A 15,569-nucleotide genomic window follows, 5' to 3' on the forward strand; every position below is an offset into this window, starting at 1 on the left:
GCCGTACCGTTGGCGCGGGCGTTGTTGCTAAAGTTCTCAGCTAATCATTAGCTGCTGAATCAAAAAAGGGCGCTTATAGCGCCCTTTTTTATGGTCGGCAGAAAGCTTTCCCGGGAGCGCTTTGCCATTGTTCAGCTGTCCAGGGGCGGATATCGCCTGAATATCAAATTTGCGACTCATGTAAGTTAATTAACATTGTAATTATAAGTATTCTTATTTACACTCTGGTTGTATTTTGAACGGGAGTGACTATGTACGTTTGTCTGTGCAATGGCGTCAGTGATAAGAAGATTCGTCAGGCTGTGCGTCAGTTCCATCCTCAATCCTTCCAGCAGTTACGTAAGTTTATTCCGGTTGGTAATCAGTGCGGCAAATGCGTGCGTGAGGTCCGTGAGATCCTGCAGCAGGAACTGATACAGATCCCGGAATTTAAAGAGATTGCCTGAAAACAGCACTTTTTTTTGACTTACTCCGCAGGGGATCTACGCTCAAAAGAGTGGAAGCGGAGGGTTAAAACAATGCAAGGTGATATTAAGATAATAAATTATCTCAATAAATTATTGGGAAATGAGCTTGTCGCAATCAATCAGTACTTTCTTCATGCCCGGATGTTCAAAAACTGGGGTCTGATGCGCCTCAACGATGTTGAATATCACGAGTCTATCGATGAAATGAAACACGCCGATCAATACATTGAGCGTATTCTTTTTCTTGAGGGCATCCCCAACCTGCAGGATCTTGGCAAACTAAACATCGGTGAGGATGTGGAAGAAATGCTACGCTCCGATCTCAATCTGGAACTGGACGGGGCGAAGAACCTGCGTGAAGCCATCGCGTATGCGGACAGCGTCCATGACTATGTGAGCCGTGACATGATGATTAAGATCCTCGCGGATGAAGAAGGCCACATTGACTGGCTGGAGACTGAGTTGGATCTGATCGGCAAAATTGGTTTACAGAACTACATTCAGTCGCAGATTAAAGAACAAAGCTGATCGGCAGTGCGCTGAATTGCCACTCGCAGTATCCTGTTATCAGCCCCGCTAACGCCAGAAATGGCCCAAATGGCAGCGGGGCTGTTTTATTTGTGGCGACGCCGCCCCTCACCAGGCAGAATAATAGTCCGCAGAGCGCAGCAATTATCAATATTCCCGCCAGCGCTTGCCAGCGATGCCAGCTCCCCAGCGCAGCGAGAAATTTCAGATCGCCATAGCCTATGCCTTCTTGCCCCGTCACCGTTCGATACCCCCAGTACAGGCACCACAGAACGCCATACCCTGCCATGGCGCCGGCTACGGCATCATGAAGATTTTCAGGAAAAAGACACAGTTGAAAAAGGAGTCCACTCCACAGCAGAGGGCAGGTCAGGGCATCGGGGAGCAGACCCATCTTCAGGTCAGTCCGACACAGGGCGCTGACCAGCAACAGGTAAATCACACAGAACAGCATCACGATCATCATATTTCCACCAGGACAGGCGTTGTGGCTGCAGTCTGCCAGCGGAGGATGCGCAGAGAAACTGCGTCTGGTCGGTTTCAACTGTCTTGTCGGAAAGAAAATAGCGGTATTACGCAACGTTGCCGCTTTTTTGCGCGGTATTTCGCACCGCGGGGCCGGTTAATGAGTGAACAATACTTGCACTGAGAGCAGATTTGCGTATAATGCGCGGGCTTGTCGTAATTGACGGCCGGTTCAATTTGAATCCGGGTAGTGTTTTTTGCTGCCGACAATGCTCCCAATTGGGGAGCTACGTAAGAACGATTACACTCCCCCATCAATCGTAATGGGTGTGAGGAGTAATCATTTTCGTCTATAAAATAACTGGAGCTTCTGGTCTCATGCAGAACCAAAGAATCCGTATCCGCCTGAAAGCGTTTGATCATCGCCTGATCGATCAATCAACTGCGGAAATCGTCGAGACTGCCAAGCGCACTGGTGCGCAGGTTCGCGGTCCGATCCCGCTGCCGACCCGCAAAGAGCGCTTTACTGTACTGATCTCCCCGCACGTTAACAAAGACGCGCGTGACCAGTACGAAATCCGCACTCACAAGCGTCTGGTTGACATCGTTGAGCCAACCGAGAAAACCGTTGATGCTCTGATGCGTCTGGATCTGGCTGCCGGTGTAGACGTGCAGATCAGCCTGGGTTAATCAGGTCATTGAGCGATTGAGAGGTTGAAACAATGATTGGTTTAGTCGGTAAAAAAGTGGGTATGACCCGCATCTTCACTGAAGAAGGCGTTTCTATCCCTGTAACCGTAATCGAAGTTGAAGCAAACCGCGTTACTCAGATCAAAGATCTGGCTAATGATGGTTACCGCGCGATCCAGGTTACCACTGGTACTAAGAAAGCAAACCGTGTGACCAAGCCCGAAGCGGGCCACTTCACCAAAGCTGGCGTAGAAGCTGGCCGTGGTCTGTGGGAATTCCGTCTGGCTGATGGCGAAGAATACACTGTAGGTCAGAATATTAGCGTTGAGCTGTTTGCTGACGTTAAAAAAGTTGACGTAACCGGCACCTCTAAAGGTAAAGGTTTCGCAGGTACCGTTAAGCGCTGGAACTTCCGTACCCAGGACATGACTCACGGTAACTCCTTGTCTCACCGCGTTCCGGGTTCTATCGGTCAGAACCAGACTCCGGGCAAAGTATTCAAAGGCAAGAAAATGGCTGGCCAACTGGGTAACGAACGCGTAACCGTTCAGAGCCTGGATGTAGTACGTGTTGACGCTGAGCGCAACCTGCTGCTGGTTAAAGGTGCTGTTCCGGGTGCGACCGGTAGCGACCTGATCGTTAAACCGGCTGTGAAGGCGTGAGGAGATAGCAATGGAATTAGTATTGAAAGACGCGCAGAGCGCGCTGACTGTTTCCGAAACTACCTTCGGTCGTGATTTCAACGAAGCGCTGGTACACCAGGTTGTTGTTGCTTATGCAGCAGGTGCCCGTCAGGGTACTCGTGCTCAGAAAACCCGTGCTGAAGTTACTGGCTCCGGTAAAAAACCGTGGCGCCAGAAAGGTACTGGTCGTGCGCGTTCTGGTTCCATCAAGAGCCCGATTTGGCGTTCTGGTGGCGTGACCTTCGCTGCGCGTCCGCAGGACCACAGTCAAAAAGTTAACAAAAAGATGTACCGCGGCGCGCTGAAAAGCATCCTGTCCGAACTGGTACGTCAGGATCGTCTGATCGTTGTCGAGAAGTTCTCTGTAGAAGCACCGAAAACCAAGCTGCTGGCTCAGAAACTGAAAGACATGGCGCTGGAAGATGTGCTGATCATCACCGGCGAACTGGATGAGAACCTGTTCCTGGCCGCACGTAACCTGCACAAGGTTGACGTACGCGACGCAACTGGTATCGACCCGGTTAGCCTGATCGCCTTCGACAAAGTCGTTATGACTGCTGATGCTGTTAAGCAAGTTGAGGAGATGCTGGCATGATTCGTGAAGAACGTCTGCTGAAGGTGCTGCGCGCACCGCACGTTTCTGAAAAAGCGTCTACCGCGATGGAAAAAACCAACACCATCGTTCTCAAAGTTGCTAAAGACGCGACTAAAGCAGAAATCAAAGCTGCTGTGCAGAAACTGTTTGAAGTCGAGGTTGACGCTGTACGTACCCTGATCATGAAGGGGAAAGTGAAGCGTCACGGACAGCGTATCGGTCGTCGTAGCGACTGGAAAAAAGCTTACGTCACCCTGAAAGAAGGCCAGAATCTGGACTTCGTTGGCGGCGCTGAGTAAGTCGGAGGAGTAATACAATGGCAGTTGTTAAGTGTAAACCGACATCTCCGGGTCGTCGCCACGTTGTTAAAGTGGTTAACCCTGAGCTGCACAAGGGCAAACCTTTTGCTCCGCTGGTTGAAAAATCCAGCAAAACCGGTGGTCGTAACAACAATGGCCGTATCACCACTCGTCACATCGGTGGTGGTCACAAGCAGGCTTACCGTATTGTTGACTTCAAACGCAATAAAGACGGTATCCCGGCTGTTGTTGAACGTCTTGAGTACGATCCGAACCGTTCCGCGAACATCGCGCTGGTTCTGTACAAAGACGGCGAGCGCCGTTATATCCTGGCCCCGAAAGGCCTGAAAGCTGGCGACCAGATTCAGTCTGGCGTTGATGCTGCAATCAAACCCGGTAACACCCTGCCGATGCGCAATATCCCGGTTGGTTCTACGGTTCATAACGTAGAAATGAAACCAGGTAAAGGCGGTCAGCTGGCACGTTCTGCTGGTACTTATGTACAGATCGTTGCGCGTGATGGCGCATACGTCACCCTGCGCCTGCGCTCTGGTGAAATGCGTAAAGTCGAAGCCGACTGCCGCGCAACCCTGGGCGAAGTAGGCAACGCTGAGCATATGCTGCGCGTTCTGGGTAAAGCAGGTGCTGCTCGCTGGCGTGGCGTTCGTCCTACCGTTCGCGGTACGGCGATGAACCCGGTAGACCACCCACACGGTGGTGGTGAAGGTCGTAACTTTGGTAAGCACCCGGTAACTCCGTGGGGCGTTCAGACCAAAGGTAAAAAGACCCGCAGCAACAAGCGTACTGATAAGTTCATCGTACGTCGCCGTAGCAAATAATTTTAGAGGATAAGCCATGCCACGTTCTCTCAAGAAAGGTCCTTTTATTGACCTGCACTTGCTGAAGAAGGTAGAGAAAGCGGTGGAAAGCGGAGACAAGAAGCCCCTGCGCACCTGGTCCCGTCGTTCAACGATCTTTCCAAACATGATCGGTTTGACCATCGCTGTCCATAATGGTCGTCAGCATGTACCCGTGTTCGTAACCGACGAAATGGTTGGTCACAAACTGGGTGAATTCGCACCGACCCGTACTTATCGCGGCCACGCGGCTGATAAAAAAGCCAAGAAGAAATAACAGGAGGAAGAGATGGAAACTATCGCTAAACATCGCCATGCTCGTTCTTCTGCTCAGAAGGTTCGTCTTGTGGCTGACCTGATCCGCGGTAAGAAAGTGTCGCAGGCTCTGGACATCCTGACCTACACCAACAAGAAAGCGGCTGTACTGGTCAAGAAAGTCCTGGAATCTGCCATTGCTAACGCTGAACACAACGATGGCGCTGACATTGACGATCTGAAAGTTGCGAAAATTTTCGTAGACGAAGGCCCGACCATGAAACGCATTATGCCGCGTGCCAAAGGTCGTGCAGATCGCATTCTGAAGCGCACCAGCCACATCACTGTGGTTGTGTCCGATCGCTGAGACTCTGGAGACTAGCAATGGGTCAGAAAGTACATCCTAATGGTATTCGCCTGGGTATTGTAAAACCATGGAACTCTACCTGGTTCGCGAACACCAAAGAATTCGCTGACAACCTGGACAGCGACTTTAAAGTACGCCAGTACCTGACTAAGGAACTGGCTAAAGCGTCCGTATCTCGTATCGTTATCGAGCGTCCGGCTAAGAGCATCCGTGTGACCATTCACACTGCTCGCCCGGGTATCGTTATCGGTAAGAAAGGCGAAGACGTAGAAAAACTGCGCAAGGTCGTAGCGGATATCGCTGGCGTGCCTGCACAGATCAATATCGCCGAAGTTCGTAAACCTGAACTGGACGCAAAACTGGTTGCTGACAGCATCACTTCTCAACTGGAACGTCGCGTAATGTTCCGTCGTGCGATGAAGCGTGCTGTACAGAACGCAATGCGTCTGGGCGCCAAGGGTATCAAAGTTGAAGTTAGCGGTCGTCTGGGCGGCGCGGAAATCGCACGTACCGAATGGTACCGTGAAGGTCGCGTACCGTTGCACACACTGCGTGCTGACATTGACTACAACACCTCTGAAGCGCACACCACTTACGGTGTAATCGGCGTTAAAGTGTGGATCTTCAAAGGTGAGATCCTGGGTGGTATGGCTGCTGTTGAACAACCGGAAAAACCGGCTGCTCAACCGAAAAAGCAGCAGCGTAAAGGCCGTAAATAAGGAGCGTCGCTGATGTTACAACCAAAGCGTACAAAATTCCGTAAAGTGCATAAAGGCCGCAACCGTGGTCTGGCGCAGGGTACGGATGTGAGCTTCGGCACTTACGGTCTCAAAGCTGTTGGCCGTGGTCGTCTGACTGCCCGTCAGATCGAAGCAGCACGTCGTGCAATGACCCGTGCAGTTAAGCGTCAGGGTAAGATCTGGATCCGTATTTTCCCGGACAAACCGATCACCGAAAAGCCGCTGGAAGTGCGTATGGGTAAAGGTAAAGGTAACGTGGAGTATTGGGTTGCCTTGATTCAGCCGGGTAAAGTCCTGTATGAGATGGACGGTGTGCCGGAAGAGCTGGCCCGTGAAGCATTCAAGCTGGCAGCAGCGAAACTGCCGATCAAAACCACCTTTGTAACTAAGACGGTGATGTAATGAAAGCAAAAGAGCTGCGTGAAAAGAGCGTTGAAGAGCTGAACACCGAGCTGCTTAACCTGCTGCGCGAGCAGTTCAACCTGCGCATGCAGGCGGCAAGTGGCCAGCTGCAACAGACTCACCTGTTGAAGCAAGTGCGTCGTAATGTCGCACGCGTTAAGACTTTACTGACTGAGAAGGCGGGTGCGTAATGACCGATAAAATCCGTACTCTGCAGGGTCGTGTTGTTAGTGACAAGATGCAGAAGTCCATCGTTGTCGCTATCGAGCGTTTCGTGAAACACCCGATCTACGGTAAATTCATCAAGCGTACGACTAAACTGCACGTACACGACGAGAACAATGAATGCGGTATCGGCGACGTGGTTGAAATCCGCGAATGCCGTCCGCTGTCCAAGACTAAGTCCTGGACCCTAGTTCGCGTTGTAGAGAAAGCGGTTCTGTAATACAGTACCCATTCTCAAAACGAATAAACGGCCCATTACCGGGCCGTTTATTTTTTCTACCCATATCACGGAAGCGGTGTTATAATGCCGCGCCCCCGAATATGGGGATTTTTTTAACGACCTGATATTGGGTCCCGAAGTAGTAGTTGACATTAGCGGAGCACTAAATGATCCAGGAACAGACTATGCTGAACGTCGCCGACAACTCCGGTGCACGTCGCGTAATGTGTATCAAGGTTCTGGGTGGCTCGCACCGTCGCTACGCAGGCGTAGGCGACATCATTAAGATCACCATTAAAGAAGCAATTCCGCGTGGTAAGGTCAAAAAAGGTGATGTGCTGAAGGCGGTAGTGGTGCGCACCAGGAAGGGTGTTCGTCGCCCTGACGGTTCTGTCGTTCGCTTCGATGGTAATGCTTGTGTTCTTCTGAACAACAACAGCGAGCAGCCCATCGGCACGCGTATTTTTGGGCCGGTAACTCGTGAACTTCGTTCTGAGAAGTTTATGAAAATCATTTCTCTGGCACCAGAAGTACTCTAAGGAGCGAATCATGGCAGCGAAAATCCGTCGTGATGACGAAGTTATCGTGCTGACCGGCAAAGATAAAGGTAAGCGCGGTAAAGTTAAGAATGTCCTGTCTTCCGGCAAGGTCATTGTTGAAGGTATCAACCTGGTTAAGAAACACCAGAAGCCGGTTCCGGCTTTGAACCAACCAGGCGGCATCGTTGAAAAAGAAGCTGCTATTCAGGTTTCTAACGTTGCAATCTTCAATGCGGCAACCGGCAAGGCTGACCGTGTAGGCTTTAGATTCGAAGACGGTAAAAAAGTCCGTTTCTTCAAGTCTAACAGCGAAACTATCAAGTAATTTGGAGTAGTACGATGGCGAAACTGCATGATTACTACAAAGACGAAGTAGTTAAAAAACTGATGACTCAGTTTAACTACAATTCTGTCATGCAAGTCCCTCGGGTCGAGAAGATCACCCTGAATATGGGTGTTGGTGAAGCGATCGCTGACAAGAAACTGCTGGATAACGCAGCAGCTGATCTGGCAGCAATCTCCGGTCAAAAACCGCTGATCACCAAAGCACGCAAATCTGTTGCAGGCTTCAAAATCCGTCAGGGCTATCCGATCGGCTGTAAAGTAACTCTGCGTGGCGAACGCATGTGGGAGTTCTTTGAGCGTCTGATCTCTATTGCTGTACCGCGTATTCGCGACTTCCGTGGCCTGTCCGCTAAGTCTTTCGATGGTCGTGGTAACTACAGCATGGGCGTCCGTGAGCAGATCATCTTCCCGGAAATCGACTATGACAAAGTCGATCGCGTACGTGGACTGGATATTACCATCACCACCACCGCGAACTCTGATGAAGAAGGCCGTGCTCTGCTGGCTGCCTTTGACTTCCCGTTCCGCAAGTAAGGGTTACGTTCATGGCTAAGCAATCAATGAAAGCTCGCGAAGTAAAACGCGCGGCTTTAGCTGAAAAATACTTCGCGAAACGCGCTGAACTGAAAGCGATCATCTCTGATGTGAACGCTTCTGACGAAGATCGTTGGAACGCTGTTCTCAAGCTGCAGACTCTGCCGCGTGATTCCAGCCCGTCTCGTCAGCGTAACCGCTGCCGTCAAACAGGTCGTCCGCACGCTTTCCTGCGGAAGTTCGGGTTGAGCCGTATCAAGGTCCGTGAAGCCGCTATGCGCGGTGAAATTCCGGGTCTGAAAAAGGCTAGCTGGTAATTGTCACCAATTGAATCACGGGAGTAAAGACAGATGAGCATGCAAGATCCGATCGCGGATATGCTGACCCGTATCCGTAACGGTCAGGCCGCGAACAAAGCTGCGGTCACCATGCCTTCCTCCAAGCTGAAAGTGGCAATTGCCAACGTGCTGAAGGAAGAAGGTTATATCGAAGATTTTAAAGTTGAAGGCGACATCAAGCCGGAACTGGAACTGACTCTTAAGTATTTCCAGGGCAAGGCTGTGGTAGAGAGCATTCAGCGTGTCAGCCGCCCAGGTCTGCGCATCTATAAAAGAAGAGATGAGCTGCCGAAAGTTATGGCCGGGCTGGGTATTGCTGTCGTTTCTACCTCTAAAGGTGTTATGACCGATCGTGCAGCGCGCCAAGCTGGTCTTGGTGGCGAAATTATCTGCTACGTAGCCTAATCGGAGGAAAAAATGTCTCGTGTTGCTAAAGCACCGGTCGTTGTTCCTGCCGGCGTTGACGTAAAACTCAACGGTCAGGTTATTACGATCAAAGGTAAAAACGGCGAGCTGACTCGTACTATCAACGATGCTGTTGAAGTTAAACATGCTGACAATGCGCTGACCTTCGGTCCGCGTGATGGTTATGCAGACGGTTGGGCACAGGCGGGTACCGCTCGTGCGCTGCTGAACTCAATGGTTATCGGTGTTACCGAAGGCTTCACCAAGAAGCTGCAGCTGGTTGGTGTAGGCTATCGTGCAGCGGTTAAAGGGAATGTAGTAAACCTGTCTCTGGGTTTCTCTCATCCGATTGACCATCAACTGCCGGCAGGGATTACTGCGGAATGTCCGTCACAGACTGAAATCGTGCTGAAAGGCGCGGATAAGCAAGTGATTGGTCAGGTTGCAGCCGATCTGCGCGCCTACCGTCGTCCTGAGCCGTATAAAGGCAAGGGTGTTCGTTACGCCGACGAAGTCGTGCGTACCAAAGAGGCTAAGAAGAAGTAAGGTAACACTATGGATAAGAAATCTGCTCGTATCCGTCGTGCGACCCGCGCACGTCACAAGCTCAAAGAGCTTGGCGCGACTCGCCTGGTGGTACATCGTACCCCGCGTCATATCTACGCCCAGGTAATCGCACCGAATGGTTCCGAAGTTCTGGTAGCCGCTTCTACTGTAGAAAAAGCTATCGCTGAACAACTGAAGTATACCGGCAACAAAGATGCCGCAGCTGCGGTGGGTAAAGCCGTTGCAGAGCGCGCTCTGGAAAAGGGCATCAAAGATGTTTCCTTTGACCGTTCCGGTTTCCAATATCATGGTCGTGTCCAGGCACTGGCAGATGCTGCCCGTGAAGCTGGCCTTCAGTTCTAAGGTAGAGGTGTAAGATGGCTCACATCGAAAAACAAGCTGGCGAACTGCAGGAAAAGCTGATCGCGGTAAACCGCGTATCTAAAACCGTTAAAGGTGGTCGTATTTTCTCCTTCACCGCTCTGACTGTAGTGGGTGATGGTAATGGCCGCGTTGGTTTTGGTTACGGTAAAGCGCGCGAAGTTCCGGCAGCGATCCAGAAAGCGATGGAAAAAGCCCGTCGCAACATGATTAACGTCGCGCTGAACCACGGCACCCTGCAGCACCCGGTTAAAGGTGCTCACACGGGTTCTCGTGTGTTCATGCAGCCGGCTTCCGAAGGTACCGGTATCATCGCCGGTGGTGCAATGCGCGCTGTTCTGGAAGTCGCTGGGGTTCATAACGTTCTGGCTAAAGCATATGGTTCCACCAACCCGATTAACGTGGTTCGTGCAACTATTGATGGCCTGGAAAGCATGAAGTCCCCGGAAATGGTCGCTGCCAAGCGTGGTAAATCCGTTGAAGAAATTCTGGGGTAATTGACCATGGCAAAGACTATTAAAATCACTCAAACCCGCAGTGCAATCGGTCGTCTGCCGAAACACAAGGCAACGCTGCTTGGCCTGGGTCTGCGTCGTATTGGTCACACCGTAGAGCGCGAGGATACTCCTGCTGTTCGCGGTATGGTCAACGCGGTTTCCTTCATGGTTAAAGTTGAGGAGTAAGAGATGCGTTTAAATACTCTGTCTCCGGCCGAAGGCTCAAAGAAGGCGGGCAAGCGCCTGGGTCGTGGTATCGGTTCTGGCCTCGGTAAAACCGGTGGTCGTGGTCACAAAGGTCAGAAGTCTCGTTCTGGCGGTGGCGTACGTCGCGGTTTCGAGGGCGGCCAGATGCCGCTGTACCGTCGTCTGCCGAAGTTTGGTTTCACTTCCCGTAAAGCAATGGTCACTGCAGAAGTTCGTCTGTCTGACCTGGCAAAAGTGGAAGGCGACGTAGTTGACCTGAATACGCTGAAAGCGGCTAACGTTATCGGTATCCAGATCGAGTTCGCGAAAGTGATCCTGGCTGGTGAAGTAGCTCGTCCGGTAACTATCCGTGGTCTGCGTGTCACTAAAGGCGCTCGTGCTGCTATCGAAGCTGCTGGCGGTAAAATCGAGGAATAAGTAGCAGATGGCAAAGCAACCGGGATTAGATTTTCAAAGTGCTAAAGGTGGGTTTGGCGAACTGAAACGCAGACTGCTGTTTGTGATCGGTGCGCTGATCGTATTCCGCATTGGCTCTTTTATTCCGATCCCTGGTATTGATGCCACTGTACTTGCCAAATTGCTTGATCAACAGCGTGGCACCATCATTGAAATGTTCAACATGTTCTCTGGTGGTGCTCTTAGCCGTGCTTCTATCTTCGCTCTGGGCATCATGCCGTACATTTCGGCATCTATTATTGTCCAGTTGCTAACGGTCGTTCACCCGGCCCTGGCAGAACTGAAGAAAGAAGGGGAGTCTGGCCGTCGTAAGATTAGCCAGTACACCCGCTACGGCACGCTCGTGTTGGCGATATTCCAGTCGATCGGTATTGCTACCGGTCTGCCGAATATGCCTGGTATGCAGGGCCTGGTGATTAATCCAGGCTTTGCGTTCTATTTCACGGCTGTTGTCAGCCTGGTAACCGGGACAATGTTCCTGATGTGGCTGGGTGAGCAGATAACTGAGCGCGGTATCGGTAACGGTATTTCGATCATTATCTTCGCGGGTATCGTTGCGGGACTTCCGTCGGCCATTGGCCATACCATCGAGCAAGCGCGGCAGGGCGACCTGCACTTCCTCCTGTTGCTGTTGATTGCAGTGTTAGTATTTGCAGTGACCTTCTTTGTTGTCTTTGTTGAGCGTGGTCAGCGCCGCATCGTGGTAAACTACGCCAAACGTCAACAAGGCCGTCGTGTCTATGCTGCACAGAGCACACATTTACCGTTGAAAGTGAATATGGCAGGGGTTATCCCGGCAATCTTCGCTTCCAGCATTATTCTGTTCCCGGCGACCATCGCGTCATGGTTCGGGGGCGGTACCGGTTGGAACTGGCTGACAACAATTTCGCTGTATTTGCAGCCTGGGCAACCGCTTTATGTGTTACTCTATGCGACTGCAATCATCTTCTTCTGTTTCTTCTACACGGCGTTGGTTTTCAATCCGCGTGAAACAGCAGATAACCTGAAGAAGTCCGGTGCATTTGTACCAGGAATTCGTCCGGGAGAGCAAACGGCGAAGTATATCGATAAAGTAATGACCCGCCTGACTCTGGTCGGTGCAATGTACATTACTTTTATCTGCCTGATCCCGGAGTTCATGCGTGATGCAATGAAAGTGCCGTTCTACTTTGGTGGAACCTCACTGCTCATCGTTGTCGTCGTCATCATGGACTTTATGGCTCAAGTGCAAACTCTGATGATGTCCAGTCAGTATGAGTCTGCATTGAAGAAGGCAAACCTGAAAGGCTACGGCCGTTAACGGTTGCCTGAGAAGTTACGGAGAGTAAAAATGAAAGTTCGTGCTTCCGTCAAGAAATTATGTCGTAACTGCAAAATCGTTAAGCGTGATGGCGTCATCCGTGTGATTTGCAGTGCCGAGCCGAAGCATAAACAGCGCCAAGGCTGATTTATTCGCATATTTTTCTTGCAAAGTTGGGTTGAGCTGGCTAGATTAGCCAGCCAATCTTTTGTATGTCTGTACGTTTCCATTTGAGTATCCTGAAAACGGGCTTTTCAGCATGGGGCGTACATAATCAATTGTAGGAGTGCATAGTGGCCCGTATAGCAGGCATTAACATTCCTGATCATAAACATGCTGTAATCGCGTTAACGTCGATTTATGGCGTCGGCAAAACCCGTTCTAAGGCTATCTGTGCCGCAGCGGGTATCGCTGAAGATGTTAAGATCAGTGAGCTGTCTGAAGAACAAATCGACACACTGCGTGAAGAAGTTGGTAAATTCGTTGTAGAAGGCGATCTGCGCCGTGAAATTACCCTGAGCATCAAGCGTCTGATGGACCTTGGTTGCTACCGTGGTTTGCGTCATCGTCGTGGTCTGCCGGTTCGCGGTCAGCGTACCAAGACCAACGCCCGTACCCGTAAGGGTCCGCGCAAACCGATCAAGAAATAATCGGGGTGATTGAATAATGGCAAAGGCACCAATTCGTGCACGTAAGCGTGTAAGAAAACAAGTCTCTGATGGCGTGGCTCATATCCATGCTTCTTTCAACAACACCATCGTTACCATCACCGATCGTCAGGGTAACGCGCTGGGTTGGGCAACTGCCGGTGGTTCCGGTTTCCGTGGTTCTCGCAAATCCACTCCGTTTGCAGCTCAGGTTGCAGCAGAGCGTTGCGCAGAAGCCGTGAAAGAGTACGGCGTTAAGAACCTGGAAGTTATGGTTAAGGGACCGGGTCCGGGCCGCGAATCTACTATTCGTGCTCTGAACGCCGCTGGTTTCCGCATCACTAATATTACTGATGTGACTCCGATCCCTCATAACGGTTGTCGTCCGCCGAAAAAACGTCGCGTATAACGCCCGTTTTTAGGAATGTTGGAGAAAGAAAATGGCAAGATATTTGGGTCCTAAGCTCAAGCTGAGCCGTCGTGAGGGCACAGACCTGTTCCTGAAGTCTGGCGTTCGCGCGATCGATACCAAGTGTAAAATTGAACAAGCTCCTGGCCAGCACGGTGCGCGTAAACCGCGTCTGTCTGACTATGGTGTGCAGTTGCGTGAAAAGCAGAAAGTTCGCCGTATCTACGGTGTGCTGGAGCGTCAGTTCCGTAACTACTACAAAGAAGCAGCGCGTCTGAAAGGCAACACGGGTGAAAACCTGTTAACTCTGCTGGAAGGTCGTCTGGACAACGTTGTATACCGTATGGGCTTTGGCGCCACTCGTGCAGAAGCACGTCAGCTGGTTAGCCACAAAGCGATTATGGTAAACGGTCGTGTTGTTAACATCGCTTCTTATCAGGTTAAAGCGAATGACGTGGTCAGCGTTCGTGAGAAAGCGAAAAAGCAGTCTCGCGTGAAAGCCGCTCTGGAGCTGGCTGAGCAGCGTGAAAAGCCAACCTGGCTGGAAGTTGATGCTGGCAAGATGGAAGGTACGTACAAGCGTAAGCCTGAGCGTTCCGATCTGTCTGCGGACATTAACGAACACCTGATCGTCGAGCTTTACTCCAAGTAAAGCTTAGTACCAAAGAGAGGACACAATGCAGGGTTCTGTGACAGAGTTTCTAAAACCGCGCCTGGTCGATATCGAGCAAGTGAGTTCGACGCACGCCAAGGTGACCCTTGAACCATTAGAGCGTGGCTTTGGCCATACTCTGGGTAACGCACTGCGCCGTATTCTGCTCTCATCGATGCCGGGTTGCGCGGTGACCGAGGTTGAAATTGATGGTGTACTGCACGAGTACAGCACCAAAGAAGGCGTTCAGGAAGATATCCTTGAAATCCTGCTCAACCTGAAAGGGCTGGCGGTGAGAGTTCAGGGTAAAGATGAAGTTATTCTCACTCTGAATAAATCTGGCATTGGCCCTGTGACCGCAGCCGACATCACCCATGATGGTGATGTCGAAATCGTCAAGCCGCAGCATGTGATCTGCCACCTGACCGATGATAATGCATCTATTAGTATGCGTATCAAAGTTCAGCGCGGTCGTGGTTATGTGCCGGCCTCTGCCCGAATTCATTCGGAAGAAGATGAGCGCCCGATCGGTCGTCTGCTGGTTGACGCTTGCTATAGCCCTGTAGAGCGTATTGCCTACAATGTTGAAGCAGCGCGTGTAGAACAGCGTACCGACCTGGACAAGCTGGTCATCGAAATGGAAACCAACGGCACTATCGATCCTGAAGAGGCGATCCGTCGTGCGGCCACCATCCTGGCAGAACAACTGGAAGCTTTTGTTGACTTACGTGATGTACGTCAGCCAGAAGTGAAAGAAGAGAAACCAGAATTCGATCCGATCCTGCTGCGCCCTGTTGACGATCTGGAATTGACTGTCCGCTCTGCTAACTGCCTCAAGGCAGAAGCTATCCACTACATCGGTGATCTGGTACAGCGTACCGAGGTTGAGCTACTCAAAACGCCTAACCTGGGTAAAAAATCTCTTACTGAGATTAAAGACGTGCTGGCCTCCCGCGGTCTGTCTCTGGGCATGCGCCTGGAAAACTGGCCGCCGGCAAGCATTGCAGATGAGTAACCGGATCACAGGTTAAGGTTTTACTGAGAAGGATAAGGTCATGCGCCATCGTAAGAGTGGTCGTCAACTGAACCGCAACAGCAGCCATCGCCAGGCCATGTTCCGCAACATGGCCGGCTCCCTGGTTCGTCATGAAATCATCAAGACGACCCTGCCGAAAGCGAAAGAGCTGCGTCGCGTAGTTGAGCCGCTGATTACTCTTGCCAAGACCGACAGCGTAGCTAATCGTCGTCTGGCATTCGCCCGTACTCGTGATAACGAGATCGTGGCAAAACTGTTTAATGAGCTGGGTCCGCGTTTCGCGACTCGTGCCGGTGGTTACACTCGCATTCTGAAGTGTGGCTTCCGCGCTGGTGACAACGCTCCGATGGCTTACATCGAGCTGGTTGATCGCGCCGAGCCGAAAGCAGAAACTGCTGCTGCAGAGTAATTTGTAGCAACATGAGAAAACCCGCTTCGGCGGGTTTTTTTATGCCTTTGAGTCAGAGCTGGAACCTCTCTTTTT

At 51.3% G+C, this 15,569-nt stretch carries 31 protein-coding genes; 30 read left to right on the forward strand and 1 reads right to left on the reverse strand.

The window, feature by feature from the left end:
• The first annotated feature begins 251 nt into the window (after positions 1 to 251).
• Both bfd and bfr read left to right on the forward strand, forming a co-directional pair.
• Complete coding sequence (bfd, locus tag AQ981_RS24000) at positions 252 to 446, forward strand: bacterioferritin-associated ferredoxin (RefSeq protein ID WP_058914291.1); 195 nt, start codon at positions 252 to 254, stop codon at positions 444 to 446.
• Positions 447 to 518: 72 nt separating this feature from the next.
• On the forward strand, positions 519 to 995 hold the full coding sequence (bfr, locus tag AQ981_RS24005) for a bacterioferritin (protein WP_058914292.1): 477 nt from the start codon (positions 519 to 521) through the stop codon (positions 993 to 995).
• On the opposite strand, the gene AQ981_RS24010 is transcribed toward bfr, so the two are convergent.
• Positions 979 to 1,461 (reverse strand): prepilin peptidase, encoded by a 483-nt coding sequence (locus AQ981_RS24010; protein WP_058914293.1) that lies wholly within the window; start codon positions 1,459 to 1,461, stop codon positions 979 to 981. The genes bfr and AQ981_RS24010 overlap by 17 nt on opposite strands.
• A gap of 377 nt (positions 1,462 to 1,838) precedes the next feature.
• Here AQ981_RS24010 and rpsJ point away from each other — a divergent pair, with 377 nt between their 5' ends.
• The 28 genes from rpsJ (at position 1,839) to rplQ (ending at position 15,494) form a co-directional block, all read left to right on the forward strand.
• Positions 1,839 to 2,150, forward strand: a complete 312-nt coding sequence (gene rpsJ, locus AQ981_RS24015) for a 30S ribosomal protein S10 (protein WP_001181005.1) — start codon at positions 1,839 to 1,841, stop codon at positions 2,148 to 2,150.
• Between the two features lie 32 nt (positions 2,151 to 2,182).
• Entirely contained in the window at positions 2,183 to 2,812 is a 630-nt protein-coding gene (gene rplC, locus AQ981_RS24020; RefSeq protein WP_058914294.1) for a 50S ribosomal protein L3, read from the forward strand.
• A gap of 10 nt (positions 2,813 to 2,822) precedes the next feature.
• The gene (gene rplD, locus AQ981_RS24025) at positions 2,823 to 3,428 is read left to right on the forward strand and encodes a 50S ribosomal protein L4 (protein ID WP_000424395.1); all 606 of its coding nucleotides are present in this window, start codon (positions 2,823 to 2,825) and stop codon (positions 3,426 to 3,428) included.
• Complete coding sequence (rplW, locus tag AQ981_RS24030; protein WP_058914295.1) at positions 3,425 to 3,727, forward strand: 50S ribosomal protein L23; 303 nt, start codon at positions 3,425 to 3,427, stop codon at positions 3,725 to 3,727. Before rplD ends, rplW begins: the two co-directional genes overlap by 4 nt.
• Positions 3,728 to 3,744: 17 nt before the next feature.
• Positions 3,745 to 4,566, forward strand: a complete 822-nt coding sequence (rplB, locus tag AQ981_RS24035; RefSeq protein ID WP_058914296.1) for a 50S ribosomal protein L2 — start codon at positions 3,745 to 3,747, stop codon at positions 4,564 to 4,566.
• Between the two features lie 16 nt (positions 4,567 to 4,582).
• Positions 4,583 to 4,861, forward strand: a complete 279-nt coding sequence (gene rpsS / locus AQ981_RS24040; RefSeq protein ID WP_001138117.1) for a 30S ribosomal protein S19 — start codon at positions 4,583 to 4,585, stop codon at positions 4,859 to 4,861.
• Positions 4,862 to 4,873: 12 nt separating this feature from the next.
• Complete coding sequence (rplV, locus tag AQ981_RS24045; RefSeq protein ID WP_058914297.1) at positions 4,874 to 5,206, forward strand: 50S ribosomal protein L22; 333 nt, start codon at positions 4,874 to 4,876, stop codon at positions 5,204 to 5,206.
• A gap of 17 nt (positions 5,207 to 5,223) precedes the next feature.
• The gene (gene rpsC, locus AQ981_RS24050; protein ID WP_000529945.1) at positions 5,224 to 5,925 is read left to right on the forward strand and encodes a 30S ribosomal protein S3; all 702 of its coding nucleotides are present in this window, start codon (positions 5,224 to 5,226) and stop codon (positions 5,923 to 5,925) included.
• A 12-nt stretch (positions 5,926 to 5,937) separates the two neighbouring features.
• Positions 5,938 to 6,348: a 50S ribosomal protein L16 gene (rplP, locus tag AQ981_RS24055; RefSeq protein WP_058914298.1), complete on the forward strand. Its 411-nt coding sequence runs from the start codon at positions 5,938 to 5,940 to the stop codon at positions 6,346 to 6,348.
• Positions 6,348 to 6,539: a 50S ribosomal protein L29 gene (gene rpmC / locus AQ981_RS24060; RefSeq protein WP_024549500.1), complete on the forward strand. Its 192-nt coding sequence runs from the start codon at positions 6,348 to 6,350 to the stop codon at positions 6,537 to 6,539. Before rplP ends, rpmC begins: the two co-directional genes overlap by 1 nt.
• Entirely contained in the window at positions 6,539 to 6,793 is a 255-nt protein-coding gene (rpsQ, locus tag AQ981_RS24065) for a 30S ribosomal protein S17 (RefSeq protein WP_058914299.1), read from the forward strand. Before rpmC ends, rpsQ begins: the two co-directional genes overlap by 1 nt.
• A gap of 167 nt (positions 6,794 to 6,960) precedes the next feature.
• Positions 6,961 to 7,332, forward strand: coding sequence for a 50S ribosomal protein L14 (gene rplN, locus AQ981_RS24070; protein ID WP_035344535.1), 372 nt, complete (start codon positions 6,961 to 6,963; stop codon positions 7,330 to 7,332).
• Positions 7,333 to 7,342: 10 nt separating this feature from the next.
• Positions 7,343 to 7,657 carry a 50S ribosomal protein L24 gene (gene rplX / locus AQ981_RS24075; RefSeq protein WP_000729185.1) on the forward strand — a complete coding sequence of 105 codons (315 nt, stop codon included), beginning with the start codon at positions 7,343 to 7,345 and terminating at the stop codon, positions 7,655 to 7,657.
• A gap of 14 nt (positions 7,658 to 7,671) precedes the next feature.
• The gene (rplE, locus tag AQ981_RS24080; RefSeq protein ID WP_058914300.1) at positions 7,672 to 8,211 is read left to right on the forward strand and encodes a 50S ribosomal protein L5; all 540 of its coding nucleotides are present in this window, start codon (positions 7,672 to 7,674) and stop codon (positions 8,209 to 8,211) included.
• 11 nt (positions 8,212 to 8,222) lie between these two features.
• Positions 8,223 to 8,528, forward strand: a complete 306-nt coding sequence (gene rpsN / locus AQ981_RS24085) for a 30S ribosomal protein S14 (RefSeq protein WP_058914301.1) — start codon at positions 8,223 to 8,225, stop codon at positions 8,526 to 8,528.
• Between the two features lie 33 nt (positions 8,529 to 8,561).
• Positions 8,562 to 8,954 (forward strand): 30S ribosomal protein S8, encoded by a 393-nt coding sequence (gene rpsH / locus AQ981_RS24090; protein ID WP_058914302.1) that lies wholly within the window; start codon positions 8,562 to 8,564, stop codon positions 8,952 to 8,954.
• Between the two features lie 12 nt (positions 8,955 to 8,966).
• Positions 8,967 to 9,500 (forward strand): 50S ribosomal protein L6, encoded by a 534-nt coding sequence (rplF, locus tag AQ981_RS24095; protein WP_058914303.1) that lies wholly within the window; start codon positions 8,967 to 8,969, stop codon positions 9,498 to 9,500.
• A gap of 9 nt (positions 9,501 to 9,509) precedes the next feature.
• A complete protein-coding gene (gene rplR, locus AQ981_RS24100) occupies positions 9,510 to 9,863 on the forward strand; it encodes a 50S ribosomal protein L18 (RefSeq protein ID WP_058914304.1) in 354 nt (117 codons plus the stop codon).
• A 14-nt stretch (positions 9,864 to 9,877) separates the two neighbouring features.
• On the forward strand, positions 9,878 to 10,378 hold the full coding sequence (gene rpsE, locus AQ981_RS24105; RefSeq protein ID WP_024551601.1) for a 30S ribosomal protein S5: 501 nt from the start codon (positions 9,878 to 9,880) through the stop codon (positions 10,376 to 10,378).
• Between the two features lie 6 nt (positions 10,379 to 10,384).
• Complete coding sequence (rpmD, locus tag AQ981_RS24110; protein WP_001140434.1) at positions 10,385 to 10,564, forward strand: 50S ribosomal protein L30; 180 nt, start codon at positions 10,385 to 10,387, stop codon at positions 10,562 to 10,564.
• Between the two features lie 3 nt (positions 10,565 to 10,567).
• The gene (gene rplO / locus AQ981_RS24115) at positions 10,568 to 11,002 is read left to right on the forward strand and encodes a 50S ribosomal protein L15 (RefSeq protein ID WP_058914305.1); all 435 of its coding nucleotides are present in this window, start codon (positions 10,568 to 10,570) and stop codon (positions 11,000 to 11,002) included.
• Positions 11,003 to 11,009: 7 nt separating this feature from the next.
• Positions 11,010 to 12,341: a preprotein translocase subunit SecY gene (gene secY, locus AQ981_RS24120; protein WP_058914306.1), complete on the forward strand. Its 1,332-nt coding sequence runs from the start codon at positions 11,010 to 11,012 to the stop codon at positions 12,339 to 12,341.
• A gap of 30 nt (positions 12,342 to 12,371) precedes the next feature.
• Positions 12,372 to 12,488 carry a 50S ribosomal protein L36 gene (rpmJ, locus tag AQ981_RS26490; RefSeq protein ID WP_000868187.1) on the forward strand — a complete coding sequence of 39 codons (117 nt, stop codon included), beginning with the start codon at positions 12,372 to 12,374 and terminating at the stop codon, positions 12,486 to 12,488.
• Between the two features lie 146 nt (positions 12,489 to 12,634).
• Positions 12,635 to 12,991: a 30S ribosomal protein S13 gene (gene rpsM, locus AQ981_RS24125; RefSeq protein WP_058914307.1), complete on the forward strand. Its 357-nt coding sequence runs from the start codon at positions 12,635 to 12,637 to the stop codon at positions 12,989 to 12,991.
• 16 nt (positions 12,992 to 13,007) lie between these two features.
• Complete coding sequence (gene rpsK / locus AQ981_RS24130; RefSeq protein ID WP_058914308.1) at positions 13,008 to 13,397, forward strand: 30S ribosomal protein S11; 390 nt, start codon at positions 13,008 to 13,010, stop codon at positions 13,395 to 13,397.
• A 31-nt stretch (positions 13,398 to 13,428) separates the two neighbouring features.
• Positions 13,429 to 14,049, forward strand: coding sequence for a 30S ribosomal protein S4 (gene rpsD / locus AQ981_RS24135; RefSeq protein WP_058914309.1), 621 nt, complete (start codon positions 13,429 to 13,431; stop codon positions 14,047 to 14,049).
• Positions 14,050 to 14,074: 25 nt separating this feature from the next.
• A complete protein-coding gene (locus AQ981_RS24140) occupies positions 14,075 to 15,064 on the forward strand; it encodes a DNA-directed RNA polymerase subunit alpha (protein WP_058914310.1) in 990 nt (329 codons plus the stop codon).
• A gap of 40 nt (positions 15,065 to 15,104) precedes the next feature.
• Entirely contained in the window at positions 15,105 to 15,494 is a 390-nt protein-coding gene (gene rplQ, locus AQ981_RS24145; protein WP_058914311.1) for a 50S ribosomal protein L17, read from the forward strand.
• The last annotated feature ends 75 nt before the right edge of the window (positions 15,495 to 15,569 follow it).

This window comes from Entomohabitans teleogrylli (assembly GCF_001484765.1).
Taxonomy (GTDB): domain Bacteria; phylum Pseudomonadota; class Gammaproteobacteria; order Enterobacterales; family Enterobacteriaceae; genus Entomohabitans; species Entomohabitans teleogrylli.

Excerpts from the sequence above, each read along its gene's own strand:
- rpsK (WP_058914308.1), top strand. The coding sequence starts at position 13,008 with ATGGCAAAGGCACCAATTCGTGCACGTAAGCGTGTAAGAAAACAAGTC.
- AQ981_RS24140 (WP_058914310.1), top strand. The coding sequence starts at position 14,075 with ATGCAGGGTTCTGTGACAGAGTTTCTAAAACCGCGCCTGGTCGATATC.
- rpsD (WP_058914309.1), top strand. The coding sequence starts at position 13,429 with ATGGCAAGATATTTGGGTCCTAAGCTCAAGCTGAGCCGTCGTGAGGGC.
- rpsE (WP_024551601.1), top strand. The coding sequence starts at position 9,878 with ATGGCTCACATCGAAAAACAAGCTGGCGAACTGCAGGAAAAGCTGATC.
- rplB (WP_058914296.1), top strand. The coding sequence starts at position 3,745 with ATGGCAGTTGTTAAGTGTAAACCGACATCTCCGGGTCGTCGCCACGTT.
- rplO (WP_058914305.1), top strand. The coding sequence starts at position 10,568 with ATGCGTTTAAATACTCTGTCTCCGGCCGAAGGCTCAAAGAAGGCGGGC.
- rplX (WP_000729185.1), top strand. The coding sequence starts at position 7,343 with ATGGCAGCGAAAATCCGTCGTGATGACGAAGTTATCGTGCTGACCGGC.
- rpsH (WP_058914302.1), top strand. The coding sequence starts at position 8,562 with ATGAGCATGCAAGATCCGATCGCGGATATGCTGACCCGTATCCGTAAC.
- rpsJ (WP_001181005.1), top strand. The coding sequence starts at position 1,839 with ATGCAGAACCAAAGAATCCGTATCCGCCTGAAAGCGTTTGATCATCGC.
- rplC (WP_058914294.1), top strand. The coding sequence starts at position 2,183 with ATGATTGGTTTAGTCGGTAAAAAAGTGGGTATGACCCGCATCTTCACT.
- rplV (WP_058914297.1), top strand. The coding sequence starts at position 4,874 with ATGGAAACTATCGCTAAACATCGCCATGCTCGTTCTTCTGCTCAGAAG.
- rpmD (WP_001140434.1), top strand. The coding sequence starts at position 10,385 with ATGGCAAAGACTATTAAAATCACTCAAACCCGCAGTGCAATCGGTCGT.
- rpsC (WP_000529945.1), top strand. The coding sequence starts at position 5,224 with ATGGGTCAGAAAGTACATCCTAATGGTATTCGCCTGGGTATTGTAAAA.
- rpsN (WP_058914301.1), top strand. The coding sequence starts at position 8,223 with ATGGCTAAGCAATCAATGAAAGCTCGCGAAGTAAAACGCGCGGCTTTA.
- rplD (WP_000424395.1), top strand. The coding sequence starts at position 2,823 with ATGGAATTAGTATTGAAAGACGCGCAGAGCGCGCTGACTGTTTCCGAA.
- AQ981_RS24010 (WP_058914293.1), bottom strand. The coding sequence starts at position 1,461 with ATGATGATCGTGATGCTGTTCTGTGTGATTTACCTGTTGCTGGTCAGC.
- bfr (WP_058914292.1), top strand. The coding sequence starts at position 519 with ATGCAAGGTGATATTAAGATAATAAATTATCTCAATAAATTATTGGGA.
- rpmJ (WP_000868187.1), top strand. The coding sequence starts at position 12,372 with ATGAAAGTTCGTGCTTCCGTCAAGAAATTATGTCGTAACTGCAAAATC.
- rpmC (WP_024549500.1), top strand. The coding sequence starts at position 6,348 with ATGAAAGCAAAAGAGCTGCGTGAAAAGAGCGTTGAAGAGCTGAACACC.
- bfd (WP_058914291.1), top strand. The coding sequence starts at position 252 with ATGTACGTTTGTCTGTGCAATGGCGTCAGTGATAAGAAGATTCGTCAG.
- secY (WP_058914306.1), top strand. The coding sequence starts at position 11,010 with ATGGCAAAGCAACCGGGATTAGATTTTCAAAGTGCTAAAGGTGGGTTT.
- rplQ (WP_058914311.1), top strand. The coding sequence starts at position 15,105 with ATGCGCCATCGTAAGAGTGGTCGTCAACTGAACCGCAACAGCAGCCAT.
- rplN (WP_035344535.1), top strand. The coding sequence starts at position 6,961 with ATGATCCAGGAACAGACTATGCTGAACGTCGCCGACAACTCCGGTGCA.
- rpsS (WP_001138117.1), top strand. The coding sequence starts at position 4,583 with ATGCCACGTTCTCTCAAGAAAGGTCCTTTTATTGACCTGCACTTGCTG.
- rpsQ (WP_058914299.1), top strand. The coding sequence starts at position 6,539 with ATGACCGATAAAATCCGTACTCTGCAGGGTCGTGTTGTTAGTGACAAG.
- rplP (WP_058914298.1), top strand. The coding sequence starts at position 5,938 with ATGTTACAACCAAAGCGTACAAAATTCCGTAAAGTGCATAAAGGCCGC.
- rplF (WP_058914303.1), top strand. The coding sequence starts at position 8,967 with ATGTCTCGTGTTGCTAAAGCACCGGTCGTTGTTCCTGCCGGCGTTGAC.
- rplE (WP_058914300.1), top strand. The coding sequence starts at position 7,672 with ATGGCGAAACTGCATGATTACTACAAAGACGAAGTAGTTAAAAAACTG.
- rplW (WP_058914295.1), top strand. The coding sequence starts at position 3,425 with ATGATTCGTGAAGAACGTCTGCTGAAGGTGCTGCGCGCACCGCACGTT.
- rplR (WP_058914304.1), top strand. The coding sequence starts at position 9,510 with ATGGATAAGAAATCTGCTCGTATCCGTCGTGCGACCCGCGCACGTCAC.